Below are 26473 nucleotides of genomic sequence, written 5' to 3'. Positions count from 1 at the left end.
CAGTAAGAACACATTATAGACCAAACAAAAAAGGTGGAATTGATAAGTATTATAAAGAAATGGACGCTGCCAGTAGCCATTGCTACAGGTGCTATCGTTTACTTGCTGTTTGCTTTTATACCCCTGCTATCTCCTGCTTCGGCGGTTTTCGAGCCGATATTCGACTTCCTTTTGCCCATTTGTATGTTTTTAATGCTCTACGTAACGTTTTGCAAAGTAGATTTCCGTAGGCTCCTTCCTGTGCAATGGCATCTCTGGATAGGCGTGTTTCAGGTGTTGTTTGTTCTTATAGCCGTAGGTTTTATACTCTTTTTCAAGCTACAAGGCAACAGCTTGATACTTATGGAGTCGGTGTTGGCGTGCATTATCTGCCCTTGTGCATCGGCGGCAGCCATCGTTACACAGAAGTTGGGTGGCAACATAGAGGATATGACGACCTACACTTTCCTATCTAATTTCATTTGTGCAGCCCTCATTCCCACTTGTTTTCCGCTGATAGAACCCAATGTGAACGTTGGTTTCGTCGAGTCTTTCCTCGTTATTCTCAACCGTGTTTGTCTTATTTTAGTTGCCCCGATGGTAGTAGCTTACTTCACAAAGCATTGGCGCATATTGCGACCGCTTTACAAATGGATTGTCAGTGTACGCAATCTTGGTTTTTACTTTTGGGCTTTCACACTCACCATCATAACGGGAACCACCGTGAAAAATATCGTTCACGCCGATACCACCGCCCTTTTCCTCGCCTTCATTGCCCTCGTCAGTTTGCTGCTTTGCTTGGTACAGTTTGCTGTCGGCAGATTTATTGGTCGTTTTTTCGATAGCACTATCGAGGCGGGACAAGCCTTGGGACAGAAGAATACCACCTTTGCCATCTGGATAACCTTTACCTATCTGAACCCATTGTCGTCGGTAGGTCCCGGCTGCTACATACTTTGGCAGAATATTATCAATAGCATTGAACTGTGGTATTACGACAAACACCCTCACAAGCGGGAAGTCTAACACACATTTGCATTTCATTTTTATACACAATCTACTGCTAAAGCTTGTACAATTGGAGATAAAAAGCTATGTTTGCAAATGGAAAATAAGGAGTAAAGAATGAAGAAAAGTTTGCTGAAACTATGTGCTTCCCTGCTCTATCCCAAGCCCCGTATGGACGAAAAGCAACTGCAACATCGCTTCAAAGGACGCTGGGTGGTGATTACAGGAGCATCGCGAGGCATCGGGCTTGCATTGGCAAAGCGGCTGATGCAGGTTGGTGCGAACCTCTATCTGATAGCTCGCAGCGAGGCAGAACTACAGACTTTGTGCAGTGAAGCGCAAGCAATGGGCTGTCAGGCGGTCTGTCGTGCACTTGATTTGCGCAACCGCCCAGCCTTGGATTTGCTATGCAAAGAACTGAAACAGTTACCCACGGTAGACTATCTCTTCTGCAATGCAGGAAAATCTATTTTCCGAAAGATTACCGATGCATCCGAACGACTACACGATTTCGACCGTACAATCGACTTAAACTATCGTTCCGTGGTGGCATTGGCGTTGGCTTTGTTGCCAGCTTTACAAAAGTCTAAAGGTCAATTGGTCTATACCTCATCGGTCAGTTGTCTATATCCCCCTGCTCCGGGGTGGTCGGCTTATCACGCATCGAAGTGTGCAACCAACGTGTGGTGTCGTACGGCAGAAAGCGAATGGAAGCGACTTGGGGTTGGTGTTCATGTAGCCTACCTACCTTTGGTACGCACAGAAATGTCTATGGCTAACCCGAATTATCGTTCTTTGCCTGCTTATTCGGCTGATGATGCTGCGTGTATTCTGTTGCGGTTGGCTATGAAAAGTCGCTTCTCCTATCAGCCTTGGTGGGCACGCCTTTCAGCTCCTGTGGCGTCATTGTTTGCTCCCTTGGTTCGTTTCTTCTATCAAAAAACCGTTCAATGAAAACATCTCTCTTCCGTTCGCTCTGGCGTCTGCACCTCATTACACCACGTGGCATTGTGCGTTTGCTTAATTGTTTCCTGCACGAAGGTATTACGATGATGGCTGCCGTGCGCTTTGCTGCTCGCTATCATACACACGATTGTGCTGTGGTGAGCGATAATCAGCATGTAGATTATCAAGATTTCTATGCGTTGGCGCAGCGATTGTCCCATCTACTCTACCATAAATACCATTTGAAAAGTGGTCAGCATGTGGCATTGTTTTGTCGCAACCACCTTATTTCGGCTTTGCTCCTGCCTGCTCTTTCACGATTGGGCGTCCATGTAAGATTGCTGAATACCGACCTGTCAAGCGAACAGTTGGCGAAGTTAATGAGTCGTCCGTTCGCGCTTTTTATCTACGATGAGGAATTGATACAGGCAGATGGCTTGGACGATATGTGCCCTATGGTATCGTGTGAAGCCTTGTTGGGAAGCATAAAAAGACAAGATGCTATTGAGAAAATTGCGCTCCCATATATAAAAAGAGGTGGAAATATTAGTGTGATGACAGGCGGTTCGAGCGGCAACTATAAGGAGGCTGCACGACAGACGGACATTGTTCAGTTTCTTCCGCCCTTCTTTTCACTGCTCCGCGACTTGCATATTGACAGCTATCAGAGCGTGCTGATAGGACTTCCTTTCTATCATGGCTTCGGTTTGGCTACGCTGATTATCTCGCTCGTTATGGGTAAAAAGATTTGTTTGCTGCGCCATTTCGATGCCGAAAAGGTACTGAATGTCGTAGCAGAAGAGCGGGTTGAGGTAATGCCAATGGTGCCTGCCATGCTTGCCAGACTGTGGCAAACGGAAGGTGCCCAAAGTCGTTTACGTTCGCTGAAATGTATTATCAGTGGAGGCGACCGACTCGATGTGTTGTTGGCAAGGCATACAATGGAGCGACTGGGTTCTGTACTTTACAACCTTTATGGCACGTCTGAGGCTGGTTTCTTTATGCTCGCCACACCGCAACAGCTTATCTATGGTGATGAAGTTTCGATTGGACGACCCATTCGAGGAATGCAATGCGCAGTGCGAGAAACCGATGCAGAGGGTGTCGGCACCTTGTGGGTGAAATGTCGTTGGGCTATGACAGGGCGGCAAAACAGCTGGCAGAATACGGGCGACCGTGTGCTTCAACTATCCGATGGTCGTTTTCTTCATCGTGGAAGAGCCGACCGAATGGTGGTTTGTGGCGGCGAGAATGTCTACCCAGAGCACGTTGAGAAAGTCTTGAAAAGTTACCCCTTAGTTGCCGATGCCTTAGTTTATACCGTCCCCGACACTCGCTTTGGCCGTGTACTTAACGCACAGATAGAACCGAAAACAAACGCCCAAATCGATGAAAATGATTTGAAGATATGGCTCAAGTTAAAACTTTCTCGTGCTGAAATGCCCCATCATTTCAGTTTCGAGTCAATAAAAATACTTTCAACAGGAAAACACAGTCTTCTAAAATAACTTTGACAACAAGACAAAATATGAATGATGCACAATGCTCATTCAATAAAACATACGAGTATCTGTAATGATTTGGAAAACGAAAAGCAGAAAACAACAACGAATTGTTTTCTGCTTTTTTTATATATTTCTCCCGATTCAGTCAGCAAAACAATTTGTCTGCCAAATTATTTACACGTAAAGAAATATTTATTTACGTGTAGAGAAATTATTACTTACGTGTAAATAAATATTTTTCTACACGTAAGTAATTTGTAAATGTTCGGCAAAAATCGCAAAAGAGCGTAGTATGGGTAAAGGAAAAGAGAAAGAAAAACGCCCTCGAACCTCATACAAGAAGGTGCGAGAGCGTTGGTATATAATCTATTAAACTTCCTTGTCAGTTGTAGAAGCAGCAGAAATGCTACATCTGTATGCCGACTCCTGCAGTTATCCAAGTGCCGGGTTGTGGCACATTGCCGTAGTCTACATACGTTCTGTTCAACAGGTTGTTGGCTGCAGCAAAGGCTGTCCACTTGCCCGTATTCCACGAAAGGCGAGCATCGAGTATGCCATACGTCGCATAGTTGTGTCGCTGGTTGTTCGTGTCGATGTAACCTCCCATACGGTGGAGTAAACGGTAGTTCAAGCCTAAATCGAGATTTCGCCACAGATTCAGCTGCAAATTGGCTACCATTTTGTTCTTCACACATTCTAAAACATACTTGCTGGTAATACCCTTGTGTTCCTTTTCGTTCTGATTGAGGTAGCAATAGGCAAGGCTGAACTGCTTTAGGAAACGCTGTGAAGGCATCAAGGTGCGGCAATCGAAGCGAAGCGAAGCCTCAACGCCTACGACATTGATGCGTCCGAAGTTTACGCTCTTCCACAACGGACTACCATTTGCATCGAGCGTACCGTCTGAAATCCAATCGATAAGGTTCTTCTGCTGGTTGTAGAAGATGCTTGTCTTGCCGCTAATGCCACGTGCGTTGTACTTCAAACCTGCTTCCAGTGCCGACAATTCTTCAGGTTTCAGGTGCTTGTCTGCCTTGTGTCCACCCACAGAATAGAAGAGTTCGGTGAACGACGGCATACGCAGCGAAGTGTTGTACGACGCATACACTTTCCAAGCGTTGCCCATTCGGTAGCTGGCATCTATGCCCGGATAGACGCGCATATTCATATCAGCCTGACTGTTCTTTACAGCTATGACGCCTGTTGAAAGGGTAAAGCGTGAAAGAATAATGTTGTGTTCCAATACAAACTGAAGATTGGTGCGGTTGATTCCGTTCGTATAGTTGCGGTCGGTGCCGTGAATATGGTGCGGACGTTCGAGTTTCTCACCAAGATTGGTGCTTACGAGTTCCTCGTGGCGCAGTTCTGCCCCGAAAGCCGTGCGTCCCAAACTCCAGTCGAAGTAAGCATTGAGATTCACGCCATATACATCGGTGCGGTGGTAGTTGTACGCATACTTCTGCGGCGCACCACGGAAAAGTTCAAATCTGTCCATACTACGATTCCAATAGATGGACGGACGAATGTGGAACTTGCCTTGTTTGTTTTCAGCCTGCAAGGCAGTGAACGTTTTAAACGTATGTTCAAACTGGTCGTCATACTTGGCTGCATAGAACGTATTGGCACCAAAGTCTTTAACGCTCATACCAGCGTGCCACCGAACTGCAATCTGGCTGTCGTTATAGTTGCCTTGATAGAAAGCCTTGCTTGTTTTATAGTCGGCATTCAGCCTGTTTGCCTTGTTCCGCAGATAGCCGTCGCTACGTGTAAACGACCCCGAGAGCTGGTTGTTCCAACGTCCTTGCGCAATGTTTGCACGTGCGCCCGCTGCCAGATAGCCGTAAGAGCCACCTTCTACGCGTGCAGAGAGAGAGGAAGAGGGGGGAGTTTTGGTTACAATGTTTATCGCACCTAATAAAGAAGATGTGCCATAAACGCGTCCTGCTGGACCTTCGAGAACTTCAATGCGTTCGATTTCGCTTATATCGACTGGGAAATCGAAAGTGTTATGGGCTGTTTGGGCGTCGCAAATGTTGATTCCGTTCAACAAAACCGTAATTTGCTCGGAGTTTCCGCCACGTATGCTCACATCGGTAAGTGCTCCTAAGGCTCCTTTCTGGCGCACGTCTACCCCTACGGCATACTTCAACAGGTCGTTTACACTTTGTACTGGCGCGGCTTGAATGTCTTCACGACTCAGTACAGTTACCATTCTCGCTTGCTGACTAACGGTCAGCGGCGCACGTGTACCTGTTACGCTCACTTCATCGAGCATCACTTGCTTGTTGGTTACTGTTGAATCGCTACTCGTTTGCAAGGCTTCGTTGCTAACGTTGTGTGCCGTTGCGTGTTGAAGAGTAGCAACACTCAGTACACCAATTATCACTTCCTTGCCGAGAACAGCAAAGAGCGAATAGCCGCGATTGGAGAAGTGGGTAAACTTCAGTACACTACGCTTGTTTAAAATTGGTTTGTACATAATGTAATAAATTTATTAATGGTTCGGACCATCTACTCTTAGTGGGAAGCAGACCGTGCCAAAACCGAGGTGCAAAAGTACATAAAATCGGCAAAACAGCCTATAACAACGGTGCTTTATTTTCATTTTGATTTCATTCTTTCGCAAAAATGAAAAATAAATGGAAAGATTAGCGGATTGTTTTTCATAATTTATTACTTTTGTATTTTATATTTCCAACAATCGGGTTGTTCCAATCCTGTGTGGCAGTATAAGTACAATTAAAAACAGTAAGCTAAATAAAATAACTGTACAATGAAAACATTGATAGACCGCATTCTTAAAGATGGCAAATGCTATGAGGGGGGAATATTGAAGGTAGACAAGTTTATTAACCATCAGTTAGACCCTAACTTGATGAAGCAAATTGCCGTGGAGTTTATCCGCCGCTATGCTTCTACGGAAATAAACAAGATTATAACAGTGGAGGCAAGTGGCATTGCACCTGCCATTATGATGGGTTTCCTGCTCGATTTGCCTGTTGTCTTTGCCAAGAAAAAGAAGCCTTCGACAATGGCGGATATGCTTTCGTCTACCGTTTTCTCGTTCACGAAGCAGCGCGAATACCACGTTTGCATTTCAAAAGAATATCTTACACCAGCCGACAAGGTTCTTTTCGTAGACGATTTCTTGGCTTACGGAAATGCTGCAAAAGGCATTATAGACCTATGTAATCAAGCTGGAGCAGAGCTTGTAGGTATGGGTTTCATCATTGAAAAGGCGTTCCAACACGGTCGTGAGATTATTGAAGCAGCAGGAATACGTTGCGAAAGCTTGGCTATTATCGATTCATTGGACAACTGCGAAATAAAACTAAGAAAAGGATAAAACCATGGAACAGACAAAAGAACTTATTTACGGGCTGAACGACCGCCCACCTTTGCGAGAAACAATCTTTGCAGCCGTGCAGCACTTGCTGGCGATTTTCGTTGCCATCATTACACCGCCACTCATCATTAGTTCGGCATTGGAATTCGATTTGGAGACAACTGGCTTCCTTGTTTCTATGTCTTTGTTCGTATCGGGCATAGCTACTTTCATTCAATGCAAGCGTTTCGGCAGTTTAGGTGCAGGCTTATTGTGCATTCAAGGTACATCGTTCTCGTTCATTAGTCCCATTATCGGAGCCGGTATGCTCGGTATGGTGGGCGGAAAGATGAATGTAGGAATGGGATTGAGCTATATATTCGGAGCTTGTATGGTGGCTTCTGTCGTGGAAATGCTGGTCAGCCGTGTGCTGCCGTATATGCGCAAGATTATAACACCTTTGGTTTCGGGCATCGTTGTTACGCTTATTGGTTTGTGTTTAATAAAAGCAGGCATCAATTCGTGCGGTGGCGGTCAGACAGCGATGAACGTTGGTACGTTCGGTTCTATGCAAAACCTCGGATTGGCGTTGCTCGTACTTGTCAGTATCGTGGCTTTCAACCGCTCAAGCAATCCGTTCTTGCGCATGGCATCTATTGTCTTGGGCTTGATATTAGGTTCTACGGTGGCTTACTTCTTAGGTTTAATCGACTTTTCACGGTTAGGTGACACGGGTGCATTGAACATTCCCGTACCTTTTAAATACGGTTTGCGTTTCGACATTGGCTCCATTATCGGCTTGGGACTCATTTATTTGGTTACAGCCGTTGAGGCTTACGGAGACATTACCGCCAACTCGCTTATTTCGGGCGAACCTGTTGAAGGACCAGTGTTTATGAAACGTGCGCAGGGAGGTATCTTGGCAGACGGCTTCAACTCGCTTTTGGCAGCAGTATTCAATAGTTTTCCGAACTCAATCTTTGCCCAAAACAACGGAATGATACAGCTTACAGGCGTTGCCAGCCGCTATGTGGGCTACTTTGTAGCAGGTGCTTTGCTCGTCTTGGGCTTGTTCCCAATAGTAGGACAGTTCTTCTCGCTTATCCCCGACTGCGTGCTCGGTGGTGCAACGCTGCTGATGTTCGGAACAGTAGCTGCTGCGGGAATACGCATTATCGCTGCCACAGCCATCAACCGCAAGACTGTTTTGGTAATGGCAATCAGCTTTGCAATGGGACTGAGTGTTGAACTTGTGCCGAACATATTGGGTCAGATGCCCGAAGTAATACGCAACATATTCTCAAGTGGCATAACAATGGGTGGCTTAACAGCTATTTTAGCAAATGCCCTCATTCGTATTAAAGAATAAAAAATTAGGGTAAAGTTTTGCGACTTTACCCTAATTTTCTCCTTTTTATTTCTATCTTTGCAAAAGATAATCGCTTCATTAAAACAAAGGAACTATGGCAAAAGAAAATAAAAAACGGAAGTTTACAAGCACTTTAACCTTCAAAATACTTTTGGGGCTACTGGTTCTATTTGTTTTAGGACTTTTCTATAACTTCATTGTCGCCGAAGACGATGTTGTTTCGGAACAGCAAAAGCAAGAGGAACAGCAACGAAAGGCTGCACTCGATACGATAGACGTGGTGGGAGACTACCTTTGGTCGAGCCCCAAAACACGCAAAGAGGATTTGACTATCGATGACGAGAAGACGAAAGCTGAAGCAGAAGTGAAGAAAATAATTGAAGAAGCAAGAGCCAGCGCAGCAAAGAAAACAAAAGAAAACAGCAAGGCTGCCAATGCAGCCCCTACCCCTTTGCCTGCTCCTGCTGTCGAACCAGTGCCCGCAAGACCTGCTACTGCCCCACTGGTAGAAAAGATTTCAGCACCTAAAGTAGAGAAAATCGAACAATAATCTTTGTTGTATCGAGTATCTGCCAACCCATATTAAAGAAGGAGGTACGTATGAAAAAGATTGTAATCTTATTATTGTCGGCAGTCGTTCTGTTCGGCTGTGCAACTGTCTATCGCGATTCTGAAGGCAACATTGTGCCACGCGAAAAGATGGAAGTACTGAAGGCGGCAGCCGTGAAAGGGCACTTGACCGAAAAGAGATTTCGCATTTTCGTGGATAAAATATACCCGATGGGAATGTCGGCACGCACTTTAAACGAAGACTACGTGATAGAAGTCAGCCGCGATTCTATCGGTATGGTGCTTCCTTATGTAGGCAGACTTGACCGTGCGCCTATTGACGGACGTGTGGGAATAGAAGTTTTATCGCCCATATACAGCTACACGAGCGAACCAATAAAGAATGGCGAGCGTATCTTGATTGAAACACGAGACCAAACAGAAACCTATCTCATCGTTTTAAACATCTACGATGATGGCTCTGCGAACATAAACTTGAAATCGAATATAAGAGCAGCGATAGGTTATTCGGGTATGATGCAACTGAACGATAGGTTTGTTCCGAAACGTATGAAATAGCCAGTGGCAAGGCTGAAACCTTACAACAGGGCTGCCAATAAGCAGCAAGAATAAGTATAGGGTTTCAGCTTTCCAATTAAAAGGAGTCTTTTAGTTCTCTGCATTGTTGCCACTACACACCTTATTATATAGGTGGAAAAGAAGCAAGAAAGGTGTAAATATTTTTCACAAGAGTATCTATTACGTAACCTACTCTCTATCAACGCATTGCAAAATCTATTGTTTTGCGTTCCAAAAGCGGCTGTTTTGCACGGTAAAAGCGTAGGTTTTGCGTTGCAAAACAGCCGCTTTCGCAATGTCAAAACGCAGTTATCAGTTTTTAACAGAATTATTTTTACAAAACAAAACTACTGAACTCTTAAAACCGAGTGTATATAAAGGGCTGCACACTGTTCTGACTAAAATTGATAACAAGCTGCAAAACAAGCAAGAATATCATTAATTTTGCCACCCACGGCAACGAGATGAACTTCTGTTGAAGCCACTTGTAATCGCTCTGACGAATAGAATGCAGTTCAAGACTGACAGCCAACAGCATTATCCAAAGCAAGCGTGTATTGATGAAATTCTGAACATCTACGAAATGCAAGTCGGTAGTAATCTTACCAATTATACTGAAAGCAGTGCTAAGGTCTTGCGAACGAAAGAACACCCAAGCAACAGATATGTATGTGAAAGTTATTGTCCAACAAATAGCTTTCACATATATTGTATTGGGAACTTTGCTAAAGCCCCTGTTCTGGAAGAACTTATGGATTGTCAAACCAATACCGTGCAGGATTCCCCACAACACGAACATACCCGATGCACCGTGCCACAACCCTGCCACTATCATTGTTATAAATGTGTTCCGATAGGTCTTTAACTCGCCTTTTCGGTTTCCACCCAATGGTATATAAACATAATCGCGGAACCATTGCGAAAGCGTGATGTGCCAACGATGCCAGAACTCCGTCAGATTCAGACTCTGATACGGAGAGTTGAAGTTGTTAGGCAGCTGGAAGCCCATAAGTGCTGCAATGCCAATCGCCATATCGCTATAACCCGAAAAATCGCAATAGATTTGCAAGGTAAAGCCCAAGACACCCATTAAGTTCTCGAAACCCGTGTAAGCCAATGGGTCTGCAAATATCCAATTGTTATATTGCGCCAAGTAGTCGGCTACCAATGCTTTCTTCAGCAAGCCACAGATAATGAGCCACAGACCCGTATTTATGAGTTGCTTATTGTTTGGTTGCGGTGCGTCTATTTGCGGAATTAAAATCTTGGCACGTGTAATTGGACCTGCTATCAGCAACGGAAAGAAAGTAAGATAAAAGGTGTATTCCAGCAAACCCGTCGCCTTTGGGAAACGCTCTTTATACACATCAACCGTGTAGCTAATGGCTTGGAAGGTATAGAACGAAATACCGATGGGCAACAACAGCTGCAAAGGCGCGAAATTGCTTTGCAGCAGATGATTTAAAATATCGAGCGTGAAATTGGTGTACTTATAGTAAAGCAGCGGTAAAAGTTCAATCAGGATAACGAGCGAAAGCCCTATTCTGCGTGGCTTTCCACGCCGTAACCGCATCATCTTCTTGGTCAGGAACCACGAAAGTAATGTTGTTATGGGCAGCAAAACCATCAGAGCACCGTTCGCTTTATAGGCAAAAAGCAATCCGAAAAGTACGACATAGGCTTTCAGCCACGCCTTTCTATAACGGTTTATATAGAGATAAACCGCAAAAAACACAAGAAAGGCAACCATAAACGACAGCGTGCAGAACGACCAATCCTTATTTGGGGTAGTCAAAAAGGAAAGCAATGCGTTTGTTGTCTGCTGTAAATCTATCATTTATCCTATTAAAATCCCTTGAAAGAAGGTTGTAAGAGTTTTGTATTCGTTGCCTTATGGTATTGTTTTGGAGTTTTCAACACTACGGGATAAGCCGCTTTTGAACTTCCCATAAATGCAGCAACCTTGTTCAGCCACAACGCAGCAGCCTTCCAAGTTGGGTGATAACGGTCGGGACCGCGCTTCAATTTCAGTCCTCTACTGTCAAAGAAGCAACCTTGCTTCGTATGCTTCTTCATCAAATTGATAATTCCTGTGTCGCCATTCCAGCTCGCAGGACTTATCCAAACGTAAGGATAGTTGCCCAATTTCGCTACTATCGCCTTTATATTCGCCTCTCTTGCATCTAAATCGTTAATGAAAAGCTCGTTGCTACCCAAGCAAAGCAAGATGTAAGTAGGCTTATACTGCTTTATGAAATGCTCTATCGTTTGCGAATTTGCCCACTTTTCGGTGGTAGAACCATACCAAATAACGGTATAGAGCTTGTGTCCGTTCTCCTTTGCATAGTCGCCGAGTCGTCGAGACAAGCCTTCTACCATTGAATCGCCTATGAATAAAAACGTCTGATTGCGCCTATACAGCTTCTTTTCCTTTCGCTTAGCAAGTGCAACCGAATCGGTTTTATCAGCTTTTCGCAGTTGTGTAAGGTTGATTTTCTTTAGCGAGAACTTGCCAAAAGACACTTCCCCTGGCACAACTGCATAGCCTATGACGATTGCCAATACGACAACCAACAGCAGAAGAATCTTGCTTTGCTCGCGCACTCTGCCTACAAATTCAGTTCAACCTCGACAGGACAGTGGTCGCTGCCATACACTTCCGTATGTATTTTAGCATCGACAAGCTGCTCGCGCAGACGGTTCGACAACAAGAAATAGTCGATACGCCACCCTGCATTCTTCTCTCTTGCCTTGAAACGGTACGACCACCACGAATAAGTAACCTGCTCTGGGTAAAGCGTTCGGAAACTGTCGATGAAGCCGTTTCCAAGAAACTGCGTCATTTTTGCTCTTTCCTCATCGGAGAAGCCAGCATTCTTGCGGTTCGTCTTAGGGTTCTTTAAGTCGATTTCCTCGTGTGCAACATTCAAGTCGCCACACACTATTACAGGCTTTTTCTCGTCCAATCGTTTTACGTATGCTTGGAAGTCGTCTTCCCATTGCATTCTGTAATCCAATCGCTTCAAGCCGTCTTGCGCATTGGGAGTGTAGCACGTAACAAGGTAGAACTTCTCCATTTCGAGCGTAATAACCCTACCTTCGTGGTCGTGTTCGTCTATTCCTAATCCATAAGAAACACTCAAAGGCTTGTGCTTCGTGAAGATTGCCGTGCCCGAATAACCTTTCTTGTCGGCATAATTCCAATACGACTCGTAACCATCGAAGGCTATATCGAGTTGTCCTGCCTGCATCTTTGTTTCCTGCAAGCAAAAGAAATCTGCATCAATCTCTGCAAAACTTTCTTTGAATCCCTTTGTAACACAAGCCCGAAGACCGTTTACATTCCATGAAATAAACTTCATATTCGTAGTGTTTCTTTTGTTTTTATTCTGTTTGGATTGCCCTCTTTATATTCGCATTGTATCAGAATGCACAAGATTCATAAATTCCTCACGCGTTTTCGCCTGATTGAATGCTCCGCTGAACGCACTTGTTGTTGTAATAGAGTTTTGTTTCTCTATGCCACGCATCTGCATACACATGTGTTTCGCCTCTACCACTACCATTGTGCCGAGTGGGTGTAATGTATCTTGTATGCAATCCTTAATCTGTTGCGTCAATCTTTCTTGCACTTGCAGACGATGACTGAATATATCTACCACGCGTGCAACCTTGCTCAAGCCTGTAATATATCCGTTGGGAATGTATGCAACGTGCGCTTTGCCGTAGAAAGGCAGCATATGGTGTTCGCACATAGAGAAGAAATCGATGTCTTTTACAATTACCATTTGGTCGTATTTTTCAGCAAACAGTGCATCGGTAAGCACTTTGTGTGGGTCTTGTGTATAACCTCGTGTCAGCACTTGCATCGCTTTTGCCACACGCATAGGTGTCTTTTCAAGTCCTTCTCTGCTGGGGTCTTCTCCTAAAAGTTGCAATACGTGTCGGTAATGTCCTGCGAGTTCGTCGAGACCTTCGCGGAATTCTATATTTGATGTCATTGTTGTTCTTGATAAATCTTATAAAACTATCTTATAATAATGTTTGTTCTGTCATTTAAGACGAGCTTACCCGATTGGTGATACCTATTCATTCGTCGGTTAAGGATTATTCGACTGTCTGGTGAAAGCTACCCACTCGTCTGATAGAATAAAATCAGTCGACTGATTTTTTTAATTGGTCGACTGTTTTTCCAAATTAGTCGACTGATTAAAAGTACCCGTTCGGCAATTGAGAATGAAGCAGATTAGTAATCCATTCCGTATGCATCGCCAAGCACTTCAGTTGTTTCTATCGTTACCATCGTTCTGATAATGTTGGCATGGGTAAATCCTTCCTTCTTCAACTTCCTCATTACCTTCTGCGCCTGTTCGTAGTTTGTGAAGTTTCCTACTTGACACATCCAGCGAGGAGAATAGAAATGAACGTATATGGGCTCTGTTTGTAATATCTGTTTAGCCTTCTGTCCCCATCTTTCAGCTTCCTTTCGGGCTTCTCTTGTATTGCCTCCTGAATAAGCCAACACGCGAAATCCCCTTACTTTCCTTACACCTTTTGCCACACGTTTCGTTACCGTTTGCCTGATTGTAGTACCATCAGTGGGGTCGATAAGTGGGCGGCGAACCTTCTTTCGTACAAGTTTCGTACGCGTAGACGCAGTGCGCGGTGCTGGAGATGGTGTCGGTGCTTCGATACGAGGCTCTACTCGTGGAATAACTGCCGAAGGTACAGTTAGTTTTTTCACCGCTCCTTGTGGCTGCGGTTGTGGTTTCTTCTTGTTCGCTTTAGCATTTTTCTTTCCGTTCACCAACGCGTCAATATCCTCACTCTGCGTTACAGTAACAGTACCTTGTGCACCAACAGCCAGACAGCTAAGGAGTGCGACGACCAATATGGTAAGGAATTTCTTCATTTTTCTTGTTTTTATAAAGTCCCCAAGAGCTGCCACCGCTTACGGTTAGCAGCTCGCAGGACTTTTCGTTTATTTGTTTTTACTTCTTCCAAGCATCGATGATACCCTTGAAATCGGCAGCTTTCAACGAAGCACCACCTATCAAACCACCATCAATATTAGGCTTTGAGAATAATTCAGGTGCATTGCTTGCCTTGCAGCTACCACCATAAAGAATGCTTGTATCTTCGGCAGCCTCTTTGCCATACTTCTCTGCTACGATTGAACGAATGTATGCAAGCATTTCCTCTGCTTGGTCAGATGTAGCAGTCTTTCCTGTTCCGATAGCCCAGATTGGCTCGTAAGCAAGGATAATGTTCTTCCAAGCCTCTGCGCCAAGATGGAAAACAGAACCTTCGAGTTCAGCCTTCACCACCTCGTTCTGCTTGTTTGCCTCACGCTCTTCCAACGTTTCGCCACAGCAGAAAATAACCTTCAAGCCGTTTGCGAGTGCCAATTCTACCTTTTCTTTCAATATTTCGGCTGTTTCGCCATAGTATTGACGGCGTTCAGAGTGTCCGAGAATAACATATTCAGCACCTGTACTCTTTACCATTGCAGCAGAAACCTCACCTGTGTAGGCACCTTTTTCCTTGTTGGCACAGTCTTCTGCACCAAGCTTTACCAAGTCCTTGTCCAACACGTTGGCAACGCTTGCCAAGTGAATAAAAGGAGTGCAGATTACAACATCGCAGTTAGGCTTGTCTGTCTTCAAAGCGTTATTGATTTCTGTTGCTAATGCAACACCTTCTTGCAGGGTTTCGTTCATCTTCCAGTTACCTGCTACAATTTTCTTTCTCATATTTCTTTTACGTTTTAAAAGTTGATAAAGTTTCCTTTTCTGTTCATTCTTTACGAGCCATTGCTCCTTTTCCTTAATCCACTGCTCGCGCTTCTTCACCCATTTTGTCCACGCCCAAAAGCGGTCGGCAATAATGAGCAGCACGAGTGGCAGCAAGTAGCAAAGCACTATTGTCAGTATTTTCTTCCACGTACTGCTTTCGGGTTCGTGCCCAATGGTGAGCAGCGACAAAGGTGCGTTCAGCTCTTCCACCTTCGGAATGTCGTTGTGGTTCCACTTGTTTATTATCGTTCCCTTGTACAGTAACAAGAGTCCGGGATTGCTTCTTATTACGGTTTTCAGCGTCGTACCGTCGGTAGTGTAGAATGGATATTCCGCCCCCGTTATGTCGCGCCAGTGTTTTATGCCCTTTTCGGTGCTCGATGTCAAGCCGTAGAAAGCATAGCCGTTTTCCTTTGCATATTCGTATATACCTTCAATGTCGCCGAAATTCCTGTCTTGTGCTACTTCAAGGAAAGGTGCTATCAGCAAGAAGGTATAGCCGTCTTTGCTCAATATCTTTTCTGTAAAGTCTTCGCCAGTCTGCTCATTGGTGATTGAGAAGTCGTGAATAATCGGCTCGTACCCTTTTTCCACTATCTCCTGCTTCGTGTCTACAAACACCCAAGCAGTGTCGTTGTATGGATAATTGTTCTCGTCAAATTCCTTCTGAACACCGTCTTTCGTGCAAATAAACGTTGTTTTATACTTTGTTGGCTTTGCCCCCTTCGGTATTTGCATTGCTTTCTGAATATTCTGCCCAATGTAGTAAGGACGGAAATCGAACAACGGCAAGTGGTAAAGGCTCAGCAACGACACCACGATGATGAACGCCATTGTGAAGTAAGTGGCTATCCATTGGTTGGTTTTCGAGATGAAACGCACCTGATAGAGTGGCCACCGCATAACGACAACAACCGCAGCGAGCAGCACCAAGTTCTTCGCAAAGGTCTGACTGTTCGTCAGATGTATCGCATCGCCAAAGCAACCGCAGTCCTGTATAGGATTACTAATGGTGAGCCACAGCGTTATGACCGTCATTCCGAGCATCAGCACGAACGACAATTTGCTCACTAAACGGCGACGAATAGCCAGCAAGAGCAACACGCCCAACGTGAACTCTAAGCCTGAAAGCGAGATAGACAGAATGAGTTGCACCCATTCGGGTATCTTTCCTGCCATACCCAAGGCAGCGAAATAGTCGCCTATCTTGTATTGCGAGCCGAGCGGGTCGATGGCTTTCACGAAGCCAGAGAAAATGAATGTTGCGGCAAGCAACAACCGACAGATGTTTGCTAAAATCGATTTCAGTTTACCCATTATGCAGCTTTATTGCTCCAAAAACAGCGTAGATGATGATGTCCATATAGTTGGAATCAATGCCTTCGCTCACCAATGTCTGTCCGTTCAAGTCTTCCATTTCCTTCACACGCTCTATCTTCGTGAGGATAAAGTCGGTGTAACTGCTCACACGCATATCGCGCCACGCCTCGCCGTAGTCGTGGTTCTTCTTCAGCATCAGCTCGTAAGTAGCCTTTGCATGCTTCTCGTAGAGTGCCATAGCTTCGTCGGGCGTTATATCCACAGTGTCTACAAACGGACGTTCGAGCTGTATAAGCCCTATGATTCCATAGTTGATAAGGGCTATAAACTCTTGCCGAACACTTTCGCCAACACGGTTTTCGCCCGTTATCTCTATCGAGCGAATGCGCTTTGCCTTGATAAAAAGCTGGTCGGTAAGCGACGATGGACGCAGTATGCGCCACGAAGCACCATAGTCGTGCAACTTCTTTGAGAAGAGCGACTGGCATTCGTTTAGAATTTCCTTAAACTCCTGTTCGGTCTTTTTTATCTGTTCTGACATAGTGGATTTCTTATTTACAATGCAAAAATACAGAAAATATACGAACTAACAAAATCATTCTTGCAATACCTTGCTATTCTTGGAAAAAAGATTTATATTTGCAACTGGTTCGCCCTTATACTAAAATGGGCGGAATCAATTAAAACTATTTTATCCTAAATCACCAATCATTAAAAACAAAAAAATCATGAAGAAACAAACGTTTTTACCCTTCCTCGCTACAGTAGCGATGATGTGGACAGGTACAGCACAGGCACAAACCAAGTACGACCTCTACATTGCCGGCACGCAGGTTACCTCTGACAACTGCAACGACCTCTCCAAGATTAAAGGCGTAACAGGCAAGGCGAAGTACGACAACGCCACCAAGACGCTTACGCTCGACAATGCCACCATCAGCAACACTGCTGACGAAGACTACAACGGCAGTGGAATTGGCATTGACAACAAAACCGACGGTTTAACCATTTATCTCATTGGCAACAACACCGTTACTTCAGAGAAGAGCGTGGGCGTGTGGAATGCAGACGGCAAGGCTCTCACGTTCACGAATGATGGCACTCTTAAGGTGAGTGGCTCAACCGCATCGAACGACGCATACTACCAAAGTGGTATTTTCAACTACGGCACTATCACCGTGAACAACTGTACCATCGAGGCAACTGGAGGCGCAGTGGGAATAGCTTTCGGCAATTGGATATTCGACAACTGCAACGTGCGTGCCAAGGGTGGTGGCAAAAGTGAAGATATTTATATAGGCAGCATCAGCTACATGTGGGGGAAACTGCCCGAATTCAAAGGCTGCGCCATTACTGCTCCTGCAGGAAACTACTGGGAAAAATTTGAAGGTGGCGACGATAACTTCTACTCTCTCTTCGGCACTGGCGAAAAGGTAATAACCGACTGGGTAACTATTACCAAAGGCGCAACAGGCATTGATACGCCGACTGCCGACACTGCCACCAAACAGGGCATCTACACGCTCGAGGGCATACGTCTCGGGGACGAGCTGAAAGACCTGCCAGAAGGCGTTTACATCGTGAACGGACAGAAGGTAGCGAAGCAGTAAGCAGCAAAGCTTATAAGTAGCGAAGCTATAGGAAACGACTATGTTCCGCACCCCACAACCGGGGTGCGGCTTGGCTAAGCAAGGTTGGCAAAGGTGAAGGTTCTAAATCGAAGTACAAAAGCTCCTGGTGCGTTTCAGAGGTGAGCGCACCTCCCGATTTCAGTACTTCAGCGTATTTCTTCTCACATCTCTTGTAACTTTTAAAGAAAAGGTCTATCTTTGCAAGTGAACAGCTAAATAAAGCATCAGGCTCTCTAAACCAGTTACAATGAAACTATCAACGAAGCATACACCAACAAACCTCCGCAGAGCACACCAAAACAGCGGCGTAGACACACTTTACGCACCCTCTGTGCGCCTTTCCCGACCACTCGAGGGGGGGCGGCTATTTAAGAGCTTCAACAGCTCTTGCGCTATTTAAGGATTTCGCATATTTAATCGAACAGAAACCACGAAGGCTCCGCCTGTATCTCTATTATAGGGAGATACGGGTGGGGCTTTCTGCATTATCAGCCTCCTTATACATAAGGGCAGGCAACCCCGACAAAATGATTTATCTAATTATTAAATATTAAAAGCAAAAGAGTTATGAAAAAACAACTATTACTTATGTTCATTCTCACCATAGTGGCGACAATGTGGACAGACACTGCACAGGCGCAGACCAGATACAAAATCTATATTGCAGGCACGCAGGTAACCTCCGACAACTGCAACGACCTCTCCGTAATCCCCGGCGTAACGGGTAAGGTAAGATACAATCCCAACAAAAATACCCTCATCTTAGACAACGCCACGATTAAGAACAAAGTTCACCCGGGCATTTCTACTTATCAGGAATTGGATATCACGGTGATAGGAAACTGTAAAATCGAGACGAACCGTACATCAATCGGCGCATATGAATCGCTCAGAATCGATGGCGATTATGGGGATTACAAGGATGCTCCACGCCTCGATGTGGTGGGTGGCGACTGTGCCATCTATGTGCTTCATACCGAGCTCACTATCAACGACTGCATCGTCAGTGCCAAGGCTACCGACAACGATGGCGTGGGCATTGCCGGAGACTATAACGAGAATAAATCCGCGCTCACCGTCAAAGGCGGTTTCCCACATGTAACGGCAGAAGGCAAGGGCGGATCTATCTGCCGCATCGTGAAGTTCACCCTCGATGACTGCACCATCACCGAGCCTGCAGGGGCCTACTACGACTCATCACTGAAGGGCATCGCGCTCAACGGCAAGCTGGTAACGGACAAGGTAGTCATCGCACCAACTGCCTACAGGCTCATGATTACCGATAAGCTGGTGACCGTTGACAACTGCAACGACCTCTCCGTGATTGACGGTGTAAGCGGAACGGTGAAGTACGACAACGCCACCAAGACCCTCACGCTGCAAGATGCCCGAATAAATGCAAGACGCTACGCCATCTACTCGGGTATCGAAGACTTGACAATAAAGGTCATCGGTAGCAACGAACTGAATTCAAAAGAGTTTTCCATCTACACCGATCGCCCGCTGACCATTACTGGTGGCGGCATTCTCAATGCGGAAAGTTCGGAGGGCAGTGGTATCTGTATATACGATACCGAGCTCATCATAGACAACTGCACCGTGAATGTCAAGGGAAACTACGGCATCGTAGGAGACCGCAGCACGATCGAGAGGCTCACCGTCAGGAACGCCACGGTAACGGCTGAAGGAAGAGGAAAAGGAAGAGGCTCCATCTGCGACTTAGCCTCACTCGTTCTGAAGGGCTGCTACATTACCGAGCCTGCAGGGGCAGCATTCGATGCATCACAGAACGCCGTGGCACTGGACGGACATATAGTAAATGAGAGGGTGGTGATAAAGAAAGACCCGACTGCCATCGACACCCCGACTGCTAACGCTGCCACCAAGCAGGGCATCTACACACTCGAGGGCATGCGCCTCAGGGGCAGCTTCGAGAACCTGCCGAAGGGTATGTACATCGTGAACGGACGAAAGGTAGTGAAGAAGTAGGAACCGACCATGTTCCATACCCCTCAACCGAAGTGCGGAACACTGTTCGCTGGAGGTATATAGGACTGATTACCAAAGGTGTATGGCATCGACTACAGCAGATACGGAACACCTACAATCGGAGGTGTATATAGATCGACCTTCGCAGGTGTATATACACCGACCATTGTAGGTGTATATAGATCGACAACCGTAGGTGTATATACATCTCCAAACAGGGATGCGGAACACCGACCGAAAGAGGTGTTCAGTACCCCTTGCAACAGATACTGAACTAAGGACGCCGCAAGGGCGTCGGACTATAATAATTCAACCCAAGGTGCCAAGCCCTCGGAAGCACGCTCCCGAACACAGGAAAGGGAGAATAACAGGAGGGCACGAGAAAATTATGATTGAGTTTACAGTGAAGTCGAAGAAACAGACCGTTGGCAAGAAAAAAGGGCAGACCGTATGGTATGCACACCCCAAGGCAAAACAGAACTTTACAAACAAGATGGTAATCGACCGCATCGTGCGCGAGACATCGCTCTCTGCGGGCGACGTGTCGAACGCCCTCATCTCGCTCGGCGCCATCGTGCGCGATGCGCTGTTGATGGGTGCAAGCGTAGACTTGGGAGACCTCGGTTCGTTCCGCGTGTATGTTCCTTCGAAGATGGCAGACAACGAAATCGACGTGTGCGCCGAAACGCTCAAGGCACCAAAGATTATATTCACGCCCAAGACGCAGATGCGCGAGGCTGCCAAGAACGTGGAGCTTAGCGTGGACAACCCCAAGCGCAAGAAAAAGAAGGAAAACAACGGCACTACGCCGGGCGGCGGAGGGAGCGAGCACCCATAGGGAAAGGCGCTGCCACTCTGCCGGAAGAGCGGCAAGACAATAATAGAAAGCCACCGTAACGAAAGGTCGTTGCGGTGGCTTTTGTTTTTTAATATAGCATCAGATGGCTGTAAATACCTTATTCCTTCGCTGCCTTCTGCTTCTTCCATTCCACAAAGAGGGCTGCACAAATGGCAAGAAGAAGGGCTATAAGTGCCACATAAGCAATGGTTTCGGTAGTACTGATGCTCGATGGGTGGAACTCTAACACTACTTCGTGCTTGCCTGCTTTCACGTTCAGGGCACGCAGAATATAGTTCACACGACCGAGTTCGGCAGGTTGTCCGTCTATGGTAGCAGACCAACCGGGATAGTAAACCTCAGAGAATACAACCACTCCACCCTTTGCAGAGTTCACGGTATAGGTCAAACTGTTTGGTTCGTACTTGGTCAGCACGACGCTTGCGGTAGAGTCGTTGGCTGCTGTTTGCCCGAGTACGGCTTCAAACTTCTTGTCGGCTACGGCTTCGTGGCTAACGTCTATCTTGCCCACTTCAGCGTATTCGGCATTTGCATCAGCTACATAGGTAAGTTTATCTACAAACCAGCCGTTGCCTTGCGCATACGGATTTTGAAGTTGGGTGGTAGCATTGCCCTGCAACGGAACAATAAAGTATTTGGCGTTGAGCATATTCAGCACAGGGAAAACCTTTCTGCCGTCTACCTCCGACATTACACCGCCCTTGCTTCCAATGGCTTGCATAGCTGCCTGCATTTCGGGTGCGATGTACTTGTCTATCATTTCCTGATAACGACGGAGTTTGGCTGGGTGATAGCCACCAATGCTCTTGTGGAAGTACGACGTATTGTTTTCGTTGAATGCGCCCGATGAGAAGTTCAACACACGGTACGACAAAGCCTTGTCTTTCAATATTTCCATATCGGTTGCGGTAGCCTGCTGTGGTGTGTCGCGTTCGCTCTTAGGTACAAACATCTCGTCGTTTAAGTAGCGTTTGTCTACTTGCCAAAGGTCTATCAAGCAGAGAGCTGATATTCCAACAATAAGATAAAGAGGCTTAATCTTCTGTGCCTTAAAGAGCAAAAGCATGGCAACACCAATGATTATGACGATAATTGAACGCCAAGCATCGGCACTTACCATTGCAGCACGCATGGTGGCAATGCTCGAAAGCATCATATTCTGAACATCGGGTGTCATACCTTGAATGCCTGAAAGCATCTGACGCTCTTGCTCTGATATGAAAGGTCCCATCATACTTGGCATCAATGCCATTACGAGGGCTACACCTGCGGTAAGCGCAAGACTGGCATAAACAAACTTCATGTTCTTTGTCAGCACCGTCGGTTCGTCCACAATGCGCTTTAAGGCAAGAGCTGCGAGCAACGGAATGGTAAACTCTGCTATTACCAATATGCTGGCTACGGTGCGGAACTTAGCGTACATCGGCACATAGTCGAGGAAGAAATTGGTGAAGCCCATGAAGTTGTGCCCCCACGAAAGCAGTACGGAAAGAATGGTTGCTGCCAACAATGCCCACTTCAACGGAGTCTTAACAATGAACAAGCCCAACACAAAGAGGAAGAGAACGAAGGCTCCCACATAGACTGGACCGCTCGTACCAGGTTGCGTTCCGAAATATTGTGGCACTGCTTCGTAGAGTTGCGGCAGCATATTTTGCACTTCGGGATTGGCTTTTGCCATTGCCGTTGCGTTCTGACTCAACGGAACACTTGCGCCGCCCTTAGCGTCTGGCACAAGCAGCGTCAGGGTTTCGTCTACTCCGTAGCTCCATTGTGTAATGTAATCACGGTCGAGTCCCGAACTGGTTTGGTTGGCACTGTTGGCTTTTGTCAGTTCGCTCTTGCCGCGCATACTTTCTTTCTGGTATTCCCAAGTATGGTATAGGTTCGAAATATTGATGGCTACACCTATCAATGCCGCTGCTACGAGTACGCCTGAAGCCTTCAGGAAGTGTTGCAAACGCTTTTCACGAATGGCTTGCACAAGGTAGGCAACCACCATAAACAGCACGATGAAGAGGTAGTAGTAAGTCATTTGCACGTGATTGGCTTTTACTTCAAAGGCTGTGAACACCGCTGTAACGATGAAGCCCCACAGGTATTTGCCCCGATAAGCCAGCACCACGCCTGCTATCATCGGCGGAAGATAAGCCAATGCCATTACCTTCCAGAGGTGTCCGGCGGCGATAATGATAAGGAAATAGGAAGAAAATGCCCACAAAATACTGCCTAATGCAGCCAACGACTGGCGGAAGTTAAACGCACGAAGCAGGACATAGAAGCCCAAGAGATAGGCAAAGAGGAACCAAACATAGTCGGGCAACCAAAGATGATAGGCTGCCATAACTGCCGAAAGTCCATCGGTGGAACTGTATGCAGGCGATATTTGATAGGTCGGCATACCACTGAAAAGCGAGTTTGTCCATCGTGTTACCTCGCCAGTACGTTGTTCGTACTCGGTAAGTTCCTGTCCCATACCCACACCTGCTTGCGAATCGTGGCGGAAAAGTATCTTGCCTTGCGATACAGGCACTAAAAAATAAGCAAAAGAGATTACTGCAAAGAGTGCGACAACAATCGCATCGGGCAGACATTTCTTCAAAGTATTCATATCTATTTCTATTTAATTCTTTCGTGATATGCGTGCAAAGATACAAAAAACTCGTTATTTACAACTGCCTGCTACTAACTTTTTCGTACCTTTGCAGTATGAAAATAGGAATTATTGTGGCAATGGACAAGGAGTTTACACAACTCAAGTCCATTCTCGAACATACGGAAACGGTGTGTCGCAACCACAAGGAGTTTGTGCTTGGAAAGGTTGGCGACAAGGAAATAGTGTTGCAGAAGTGTGGCATTGGTAAGGTAAACTCTGCCATTGGCGCAGTGGAAATGATAAACAACTACAAGCCCGACCTCGTAGTTTCGAGCGGTTGTGCGGGCGGAGCAGACACTACGCTGAACGTTATGGACGTGGTGGTGGCTACGGAGTGTGTCTATCACGATGTTTCGTGTGGCACCGAAGCCGCCAAAGGGCAAATTATGGGTATGCCTGCACGCTATGCAACGCCTGCGGAACTGGTAGAGAAAGCACTTTCGCTGAACAATACGAAGGACGGAAACGACTTCACCATCAAGGCTGGACTTACGGTCAGCGGCGACTATTTCGTTACGACGAAAGAGAAAATGCAGTCTATCATGAACGATTTTCCCGAAGCAACGGCAGTCGATATGGAGAGTTGCTCCATTGCGCAGGTATGCTATGTATATGGCATGCCTTTCGTTTCGTTCCGTGTCATCAGCGACATTCCGCTCAAAGACACCGATGCGAGTATGTATTACGACTTCTGGAGCAAGGTTGCCGAAGGCAGTTTCGAGGTTACAAAGCATTTTATCAACACACTTTAAACACAAAGAACAATATGGACAAGATACCTTCTTTCACCATCGACCACGACCGTTTGCTGCGTGGTATCTACGTCAGCCGACAGGATTGTGTAGGCAACGAAGTAGTAACAACCTTCGACATTCGTATGAAAGAGCCCAACCGAGAACCTGCATTGCACATCGGTGCGCTCCATACCATAGAACATTTGGCGGCAACCTACCTGCGAAACGATGCCGAATGGAAAGAACGTGTGGTTTATTGGGGACCTATGGGCTGCCTGACGGGCAACTACTTGATACTGAAAGGCGACCTGAAGTCGGCAGAGATAGTAGACCTTATGCGTCGTACTTTCGAGTTTGTCGCTTCGTTCGAGGGCGAAATACCAGGCGCAGCACCTAAGGATTGCGGCAACTATCTGCTTCACGACCTGCCGATGGCGCGCTGGGAAAGTCGCAAATTCGTAGACGAGGTATTGAATAAGATTACCGAAGACAACCTTATATATCCGTTCCGCGAAGAATAATAAGAAAAAAAAACTTTTACCTTTCAAATTGTTGTGGTTCTTAAAAAAAAAGAATTATATTTGCAACTGAACGGAAAGATATCGTTTACCACTGACAAAAGCGTTCATAAACATTTCCCCCGTTCCGTCCCATTGTATGAGGCAAACGGGGGTAATTTGTCTAACTAATTATAAAAAAATACGACTATGAAACCAAAACTACTTTTCTCATTGTTTGCCATAGCAATAATGCTGATGGCAGCACTACCGACGCAGGCACAAAAGAACGAAGCGTATGTCGTAGTAAGCGACGACGGCGCAACGCTCACGTTCTATTACGACGCACAGAAATCGAGCCGAACGGGTACGGTGTATGGTATTAAGGAAACCCGATACCAAGGCAGATGCCCGGCTTGGGCAGGAGTTCCCGAAGCTAATAATACATGGACTACTACGGTCGTGTTCGATACATCGTTCAAAAACTACCGCCCGACAACCACACGTTGTTGGTTTGGCGATTGCAGAGCCTTGAAGAATATCACGGGTTGGGAAAATCTCAACACGTCTGAAGTAACCGATATGACGGAAATGTTCTTTGCTTGCACTTCCTTAACCTCGCTCGACCTATCGAACTTCAACACGGCAAACGTTACCAACATGAGCATGATGTTCATGCACTGCATTGCTCTGACCTCGCTCGACCTATCGAGTTTCAACACAAAGAACGTAACCAACATGAGGCACATGTTCTTCAACTGCAAAGCACTGTCTTCGCTCAATCTTTCAAGTTTTAACACGAAGAACGTAAGAAATATGAGCAGTATGTTCTCTGTCTGCGCCAATATGACCTCGATTAATGTCTCGAACTTCAACACCGAGAACGTAACCGATATGGAAGAGATGTTCATGAGTTGCACCAAACTGACATCGCTCAATCTTTCAAACTTCAATACAGCAAAAGTTACCCGTATGGGCAATATGTTCAGGGCTTGCTCAAACCTAACCGCACTTGACCTTTCGAGCTTCAATACGGCAAATACAATAAACATGGGAGAGATGTTCAATGAATGTCAAAACCTGACTTCGCTCAACCTATCAAGCTTTAACACAACTAACGTAACCAGTATGGCAAATATGTTTCGTGGTTGCAGCAGTCTGAAATCGCTTGACTTATCAAACTTCAACACGGCTAAAGTTGGTTTTATGGATAATATGTTCGACGGATGCATCAGTCTGACCACCCTCAACATTTCGAGTTTCAATACAAAGGAAGTAATCCATATGAGGAGTATGTTTCGGAACTGCAAGAAACTGACTTCGCTCGACCTGACAAATTTCAACACGAAAGGTACAGTGTCGTTCAGCGAAATGTTCAGCCATTGCGAGTCTCTGACCACCATTTACTGCAATGATGCATGGAATTGCAGCACTGCAAAGGATATGTTCAGCTTCTGCGAGAAACTCAAAGGTGCAGTGGCATACGACAAGAACAAAACCGATGGGTCGATGGCAAACCCCGATACGGGATATTTCACAAGAAAAACACCATCGGGAATTTCGGCAGGCATGTCATCGAACAACGCTACCGTAAGAACTATTTACTCTGTCAATGGCAAGAAACAGAAGGAATTGCAGCGTGGAGTAAATATCGTTCGTATGAGCGACGGCACAATACGCAAGGTTATAAAATAGGAAACAAGAGACAAGTAACGGAACAACACCGTTTGTCG

General features: G+C 45.9%; 22 protein-coding genes. 13 read left to right on the top strand and 9 right to left on the bottom strand.

What is annotated here, in order from left to right:
* Positions 1 to 33: 33 nt before the first annotated feature.
* From BWX39_RS03975 to BWX39_RS03965, 3 genes are all read left to right on the top strand, one after another.
* On the top strand, positions 34 to 1005 hold the full coding sequence (locus BWX39_RS03975) for a bile acid:sodium symporter family protein (protein WP_028904826.1): 972 nt from the start codon (positions 34 to 36) through the stop codon (positions 1003 to 1005).
* Between the two features lie 99 nt (positions 1006 to 1104).
* Positions 1105 to 1941 carry an SDR family NAD(P)-dependent oxidoreductase gene (locus tag BWX39_RS03970; protein ID WP_028904827.1) on the top strand — a complete coding sequence of 279 codons (837 nt, stop codon included), beginning with the start codon at positions 1105 to 1107 and terminating at the stop codon, positions 1939 to 1941.
* Complete coding sequence (locus BWX39_RS03965) at positions 1938 to 3440, top strand: class I adenylate-forming enzyme family protein (RefSeq protein ID WP_028904828.1); 1503 nt, start codon at positions 1938 to 1940, stop codon at positions 3438 to 3440. The genes BWX39_RS03970 and BWX39_RS03965 overlap by 4 nt, the downstream gene beginning before the upstream one ends.
* A gap of 403 nt (positions 3441 to 3843) precedes the next feature.
* Here BWX39_RS03965 and BWX39_RS03960 read toward each other — a convergent pair whose 3' ends face one another.
* Positions 3844 to 5916 (bottom strand): TonB-dependent receptor plug domain-containing protein, encoded by a 2073-nt coding sequence (locus BWX39_RS03960; RefSeq protein ID WP_028904829.1) that lies wholly within the window; start codon positions 5914 to 5916, stop codon positions 3844 to 3846.
* Positions 5917 to 6210: 294 nt separating this feature from the next.
* Here BWX39_RS03960 and xpt point away from each other — a divergent pair, with 294 nt between their 5' ends.
* The 4 genes from xpt to BWX39_RS03940 all read left to right on the top strand — a co-directional run bounded on the left by xpt (position 6211) and on the right by BWX39_RS03940 (position 9259).
* Positions 6211 to 6783: a xanthine phosphoribosyltransferase gene (gene xpt / locus BWX39_RS03955; protein ID WP_014710367.1), complete on the top strand. Its 573-nt coding sequence runs from the start codon at positions 6211 to 6213 to the stop codon at positions 6781 to 6783.
* A 4-nt stretch (positions 6784 to 6787) separates the two neighbouring features.
* Complete coding sequence (locus BWX39_RS03950; protein WP_028904830.1) at positions 6788 to 8131, top strand: nucleobase:cation symporter-2 family protein; 1344 nt, start codon at positions 6788 to 6790, stop codon at positions 8129 to 8131.
* A 94-nt stretch (positions 8132 to 8225) separates the two neighbouring features.
* Positions 8226 to 8681 (top strand): hypothetical protein, encoded by a 456-nt coding sequence (locus BWX39_RS03945; RefSeq protein WP_028904831.1) that lies wholly within the window; start codon positions 8226 to 8228, stop codon positions 8679 to 8681.
* Between the two features lie 50 nt (positions 8682 to 8731).
* Positions 8732 to 9259 (top strand): DUF4251 domain-containing protein, encoded by a 528-nt coding sequence (locus BWX39_RS03940; protein WP_028904832.1) that lies wholly within the window; start codon positions 8732 to 8734, stop codon positions 9257 to 9259.
* A gap of 358 nt (positions 9260 to 9617) precedes the next feature.
* Here the strand turns inward: BWX39_RS03940 and BWX39_RS03930 are convergent, their stop codons facing one another.
* The 7 genes from BWX39_RS03930 to BWX39_RS03900 all read right to left on the bottom strand — a co-directional run bounded on the left by BWX39_RS03930 (position 9618) and on the right by BWX39_RS03900 (position 16915).
* Positions 9618 to 11096: an MBOAT family O-acyltransferase gene (locus BWX39_RS03930; RefSeq protein WP_028904833.1), complete on the bottom strand. Its 1479-nt coding sequence runs from the start codon at positions 11094 to 11096 to the stop codon at positions 9618 to 9620.
* Positions 11097 to 11104: 8 nt separating this feature from the next.
* Positions 11105 to 11863, bottom strand: coding sequence for an SGNH/GDSL hydrolase family protein (locus BWX39_RS03925; protein ID WP_028904834.1), 759 nt, complete (start codon positions 11861 to 11863; stop codon positions 11105 to 11107).
* Positions 11864 to 11868: 5 nt separating this feature from the next.
* Positions 11869 to 12621 (bottom strand): exodeoxyribonuclease III, encoded by a 753-nt coding sequence (locus BWX39_RS03920; RefSeq protein ID WP_004362072.1) that lies wholly within the window; start codon positions 12619 to 12621, stop codon positions 11869 to 11871.
* Positions 12622 to 12666: 45 nt separating this feature from the next.
* Entirely contained in the window at positions 12667 to 13260 is a 594-nt protein-coding gene (gene folE / locus BWX39_RS03915; RefSeq protein WP_028904835.1) for a GTP cyclohydrolase I FolE, read from the bottom strand.
* Between the two features lie 245 nt (positions 13261 to 13505).
* Positions 13506 to 14171: an SPOR domain-containing protein gene (locus BWX39_RS03910; RefSeq protein ID WP_004362068.1), complete on the bottom strand. Its 666-nt coding sequence runs from the start codon at positions 14169 to 14171 to the stop codon at positions 13506 to 13508.
* Between the two features lie 79 nt (positions 14172 to 14250).
* A complete protein-coding gene (locus BWX39_RS03905) occupies positions 14251 to 16371 on the bottom strand; it encodes a BT_3928 family protein (protein WP_028904836.1) in 2121 nt (706 codons plus the stop codon).
* A complete protein-coding gene (locus BWX39_RS03900) occupies positions 16364 to 16915 on the bottom strand; it encodes a DUF1599 domain-containing protein (protein ID WP_028904837.1) in 552 nt (183 codons plus the stop codon). Before BWX39_RS03900 ends, BWX39_RS03905 begins: the two co-directional genes overlap by 8 nt.
* A 187-nt stretch (positions 16916 to 17102) precedes the next feature.
* Here BWX39_RS03900 and BWX39_RS03895 point away from each other — a divergent pair, with 187 nt between their 5' ends.
* The 3 genes from BWX39_RS03895 (at position 17103) to BWX39_RS03885 (ending at position 20832) form a co-directional block, all read left to right on the top strand.
* On the top strand, positions 17103 to 17984 hold the full coding sequence (locus tag BWX39_RS03895; RefSeq protein ID WP_028904838.1) for a hypothetical protein: 882 nt from the start codon (positions 17103 to 17105) through the stop codon (positions 17982 to 17984).
* Between the two features lie 588 nt (positions 17985 to 18572).
* A complete protein-coding gene (locus tag BWX39_RS03890) occupies positions 18573 to 19994 on the top strand; it encodes a hypothetical protein (RefSeq protein WP_028904839.1) in 1422 nt (473 codons plus the stop codon).
* Positions 19995 to 20382: 388 nt separating this feature from the next.
* A complete protein-coding gene (locus BWX39_RS03885; RefSeq protein WP_028904840.1) occupies positions 20383 to 20832 on the top strand; it encodes an HU family DNA-binding protein in 450 nt (149 codons plus the stop codon).
* A 118-nt stretch (positions 20833 to 20950) separates the two neighbouring features.
* On the opposite strand, the gene BWX39_RS03880 is transcribed toward BWX39_RS03885, so the two are convergent.
* Entirely contained in the window at positions 20951 to 23464 is a 2514-nt protein-coding gene (locus BWX39_RS03880) for a YfhO family protein (RefSeq protein ID WP_028904841.1), read from the bottom strand.
* 98 nt (positions 23465 to 23562) lie between these two features.
* On the opposite strand from BWX39_RS03880, the gene BWX39_RS03875 reads away from it, so the two are divergent.
* The 3 genes from BWX39_RS03875 to BWX39_RS03865 all read left to right on the top strand — a co-directional run bounded on the left by BWX39_RS03875 (position 23563) and on the right by BWX39_RS03865 (position 26435).
* Positions 23563 to 24261 carry a 5'-methylthioadenosine/adenosylhomocysteine nucleosidase gene (locus BWX39_RS03875; protein ID WP_028904842.1) on the top strand — a complete coding sequence of 233 codons (699 nt, stop codon included), beginning with the start codon at positions 23563 to 23565 and terminating at the stop codon, positions 24259 to 24261.
* A gap of 14 nt (positions 24262 to 24275) precedes the next feature.
* The gene (locus BWX39_RS03870; protein ID WP_028904843.1) at positions 24276 to 24764 is read left to right on the top strand and encodes an S-ribosylhomocysteine lyase; all 489 of its coding nucleotides are present in this window, start codon (positions 24276 to 24278) and stop codon (positions 24762 to 24764) included.
* 186 nt (positions 24765 to 24950) lie between these two features.
* Complete coding sequence (locus BWX39_RS03865; protein WP_028904844.1) at positions 24951 to 26435, top strand: BspA family leucine-rich repeat surface protein; 1485 nt, start codon at positions 24951 to 24953, stop codon at positions 26433 to 26435.
* Positions 26436 to 26473: the final 38 nt, after the last annotated feature.

Source organism: Prevotella intermedia ATCC 25611 = DSM 20706 (assembly GCF_001953955.1).
In the GTDB taxonomy this organism is placed as follows: domain Bacteria; phylum Bacteroidota; class Bacteroidia; order Bacteroidales; family Bacteroidaceae; genus Prevotella; species Prevotella intermedia.
Note: the sequence above shows the minus strand (reverse complement) of the source record. Positions and strands in the feature narration are given on the sequence as shown.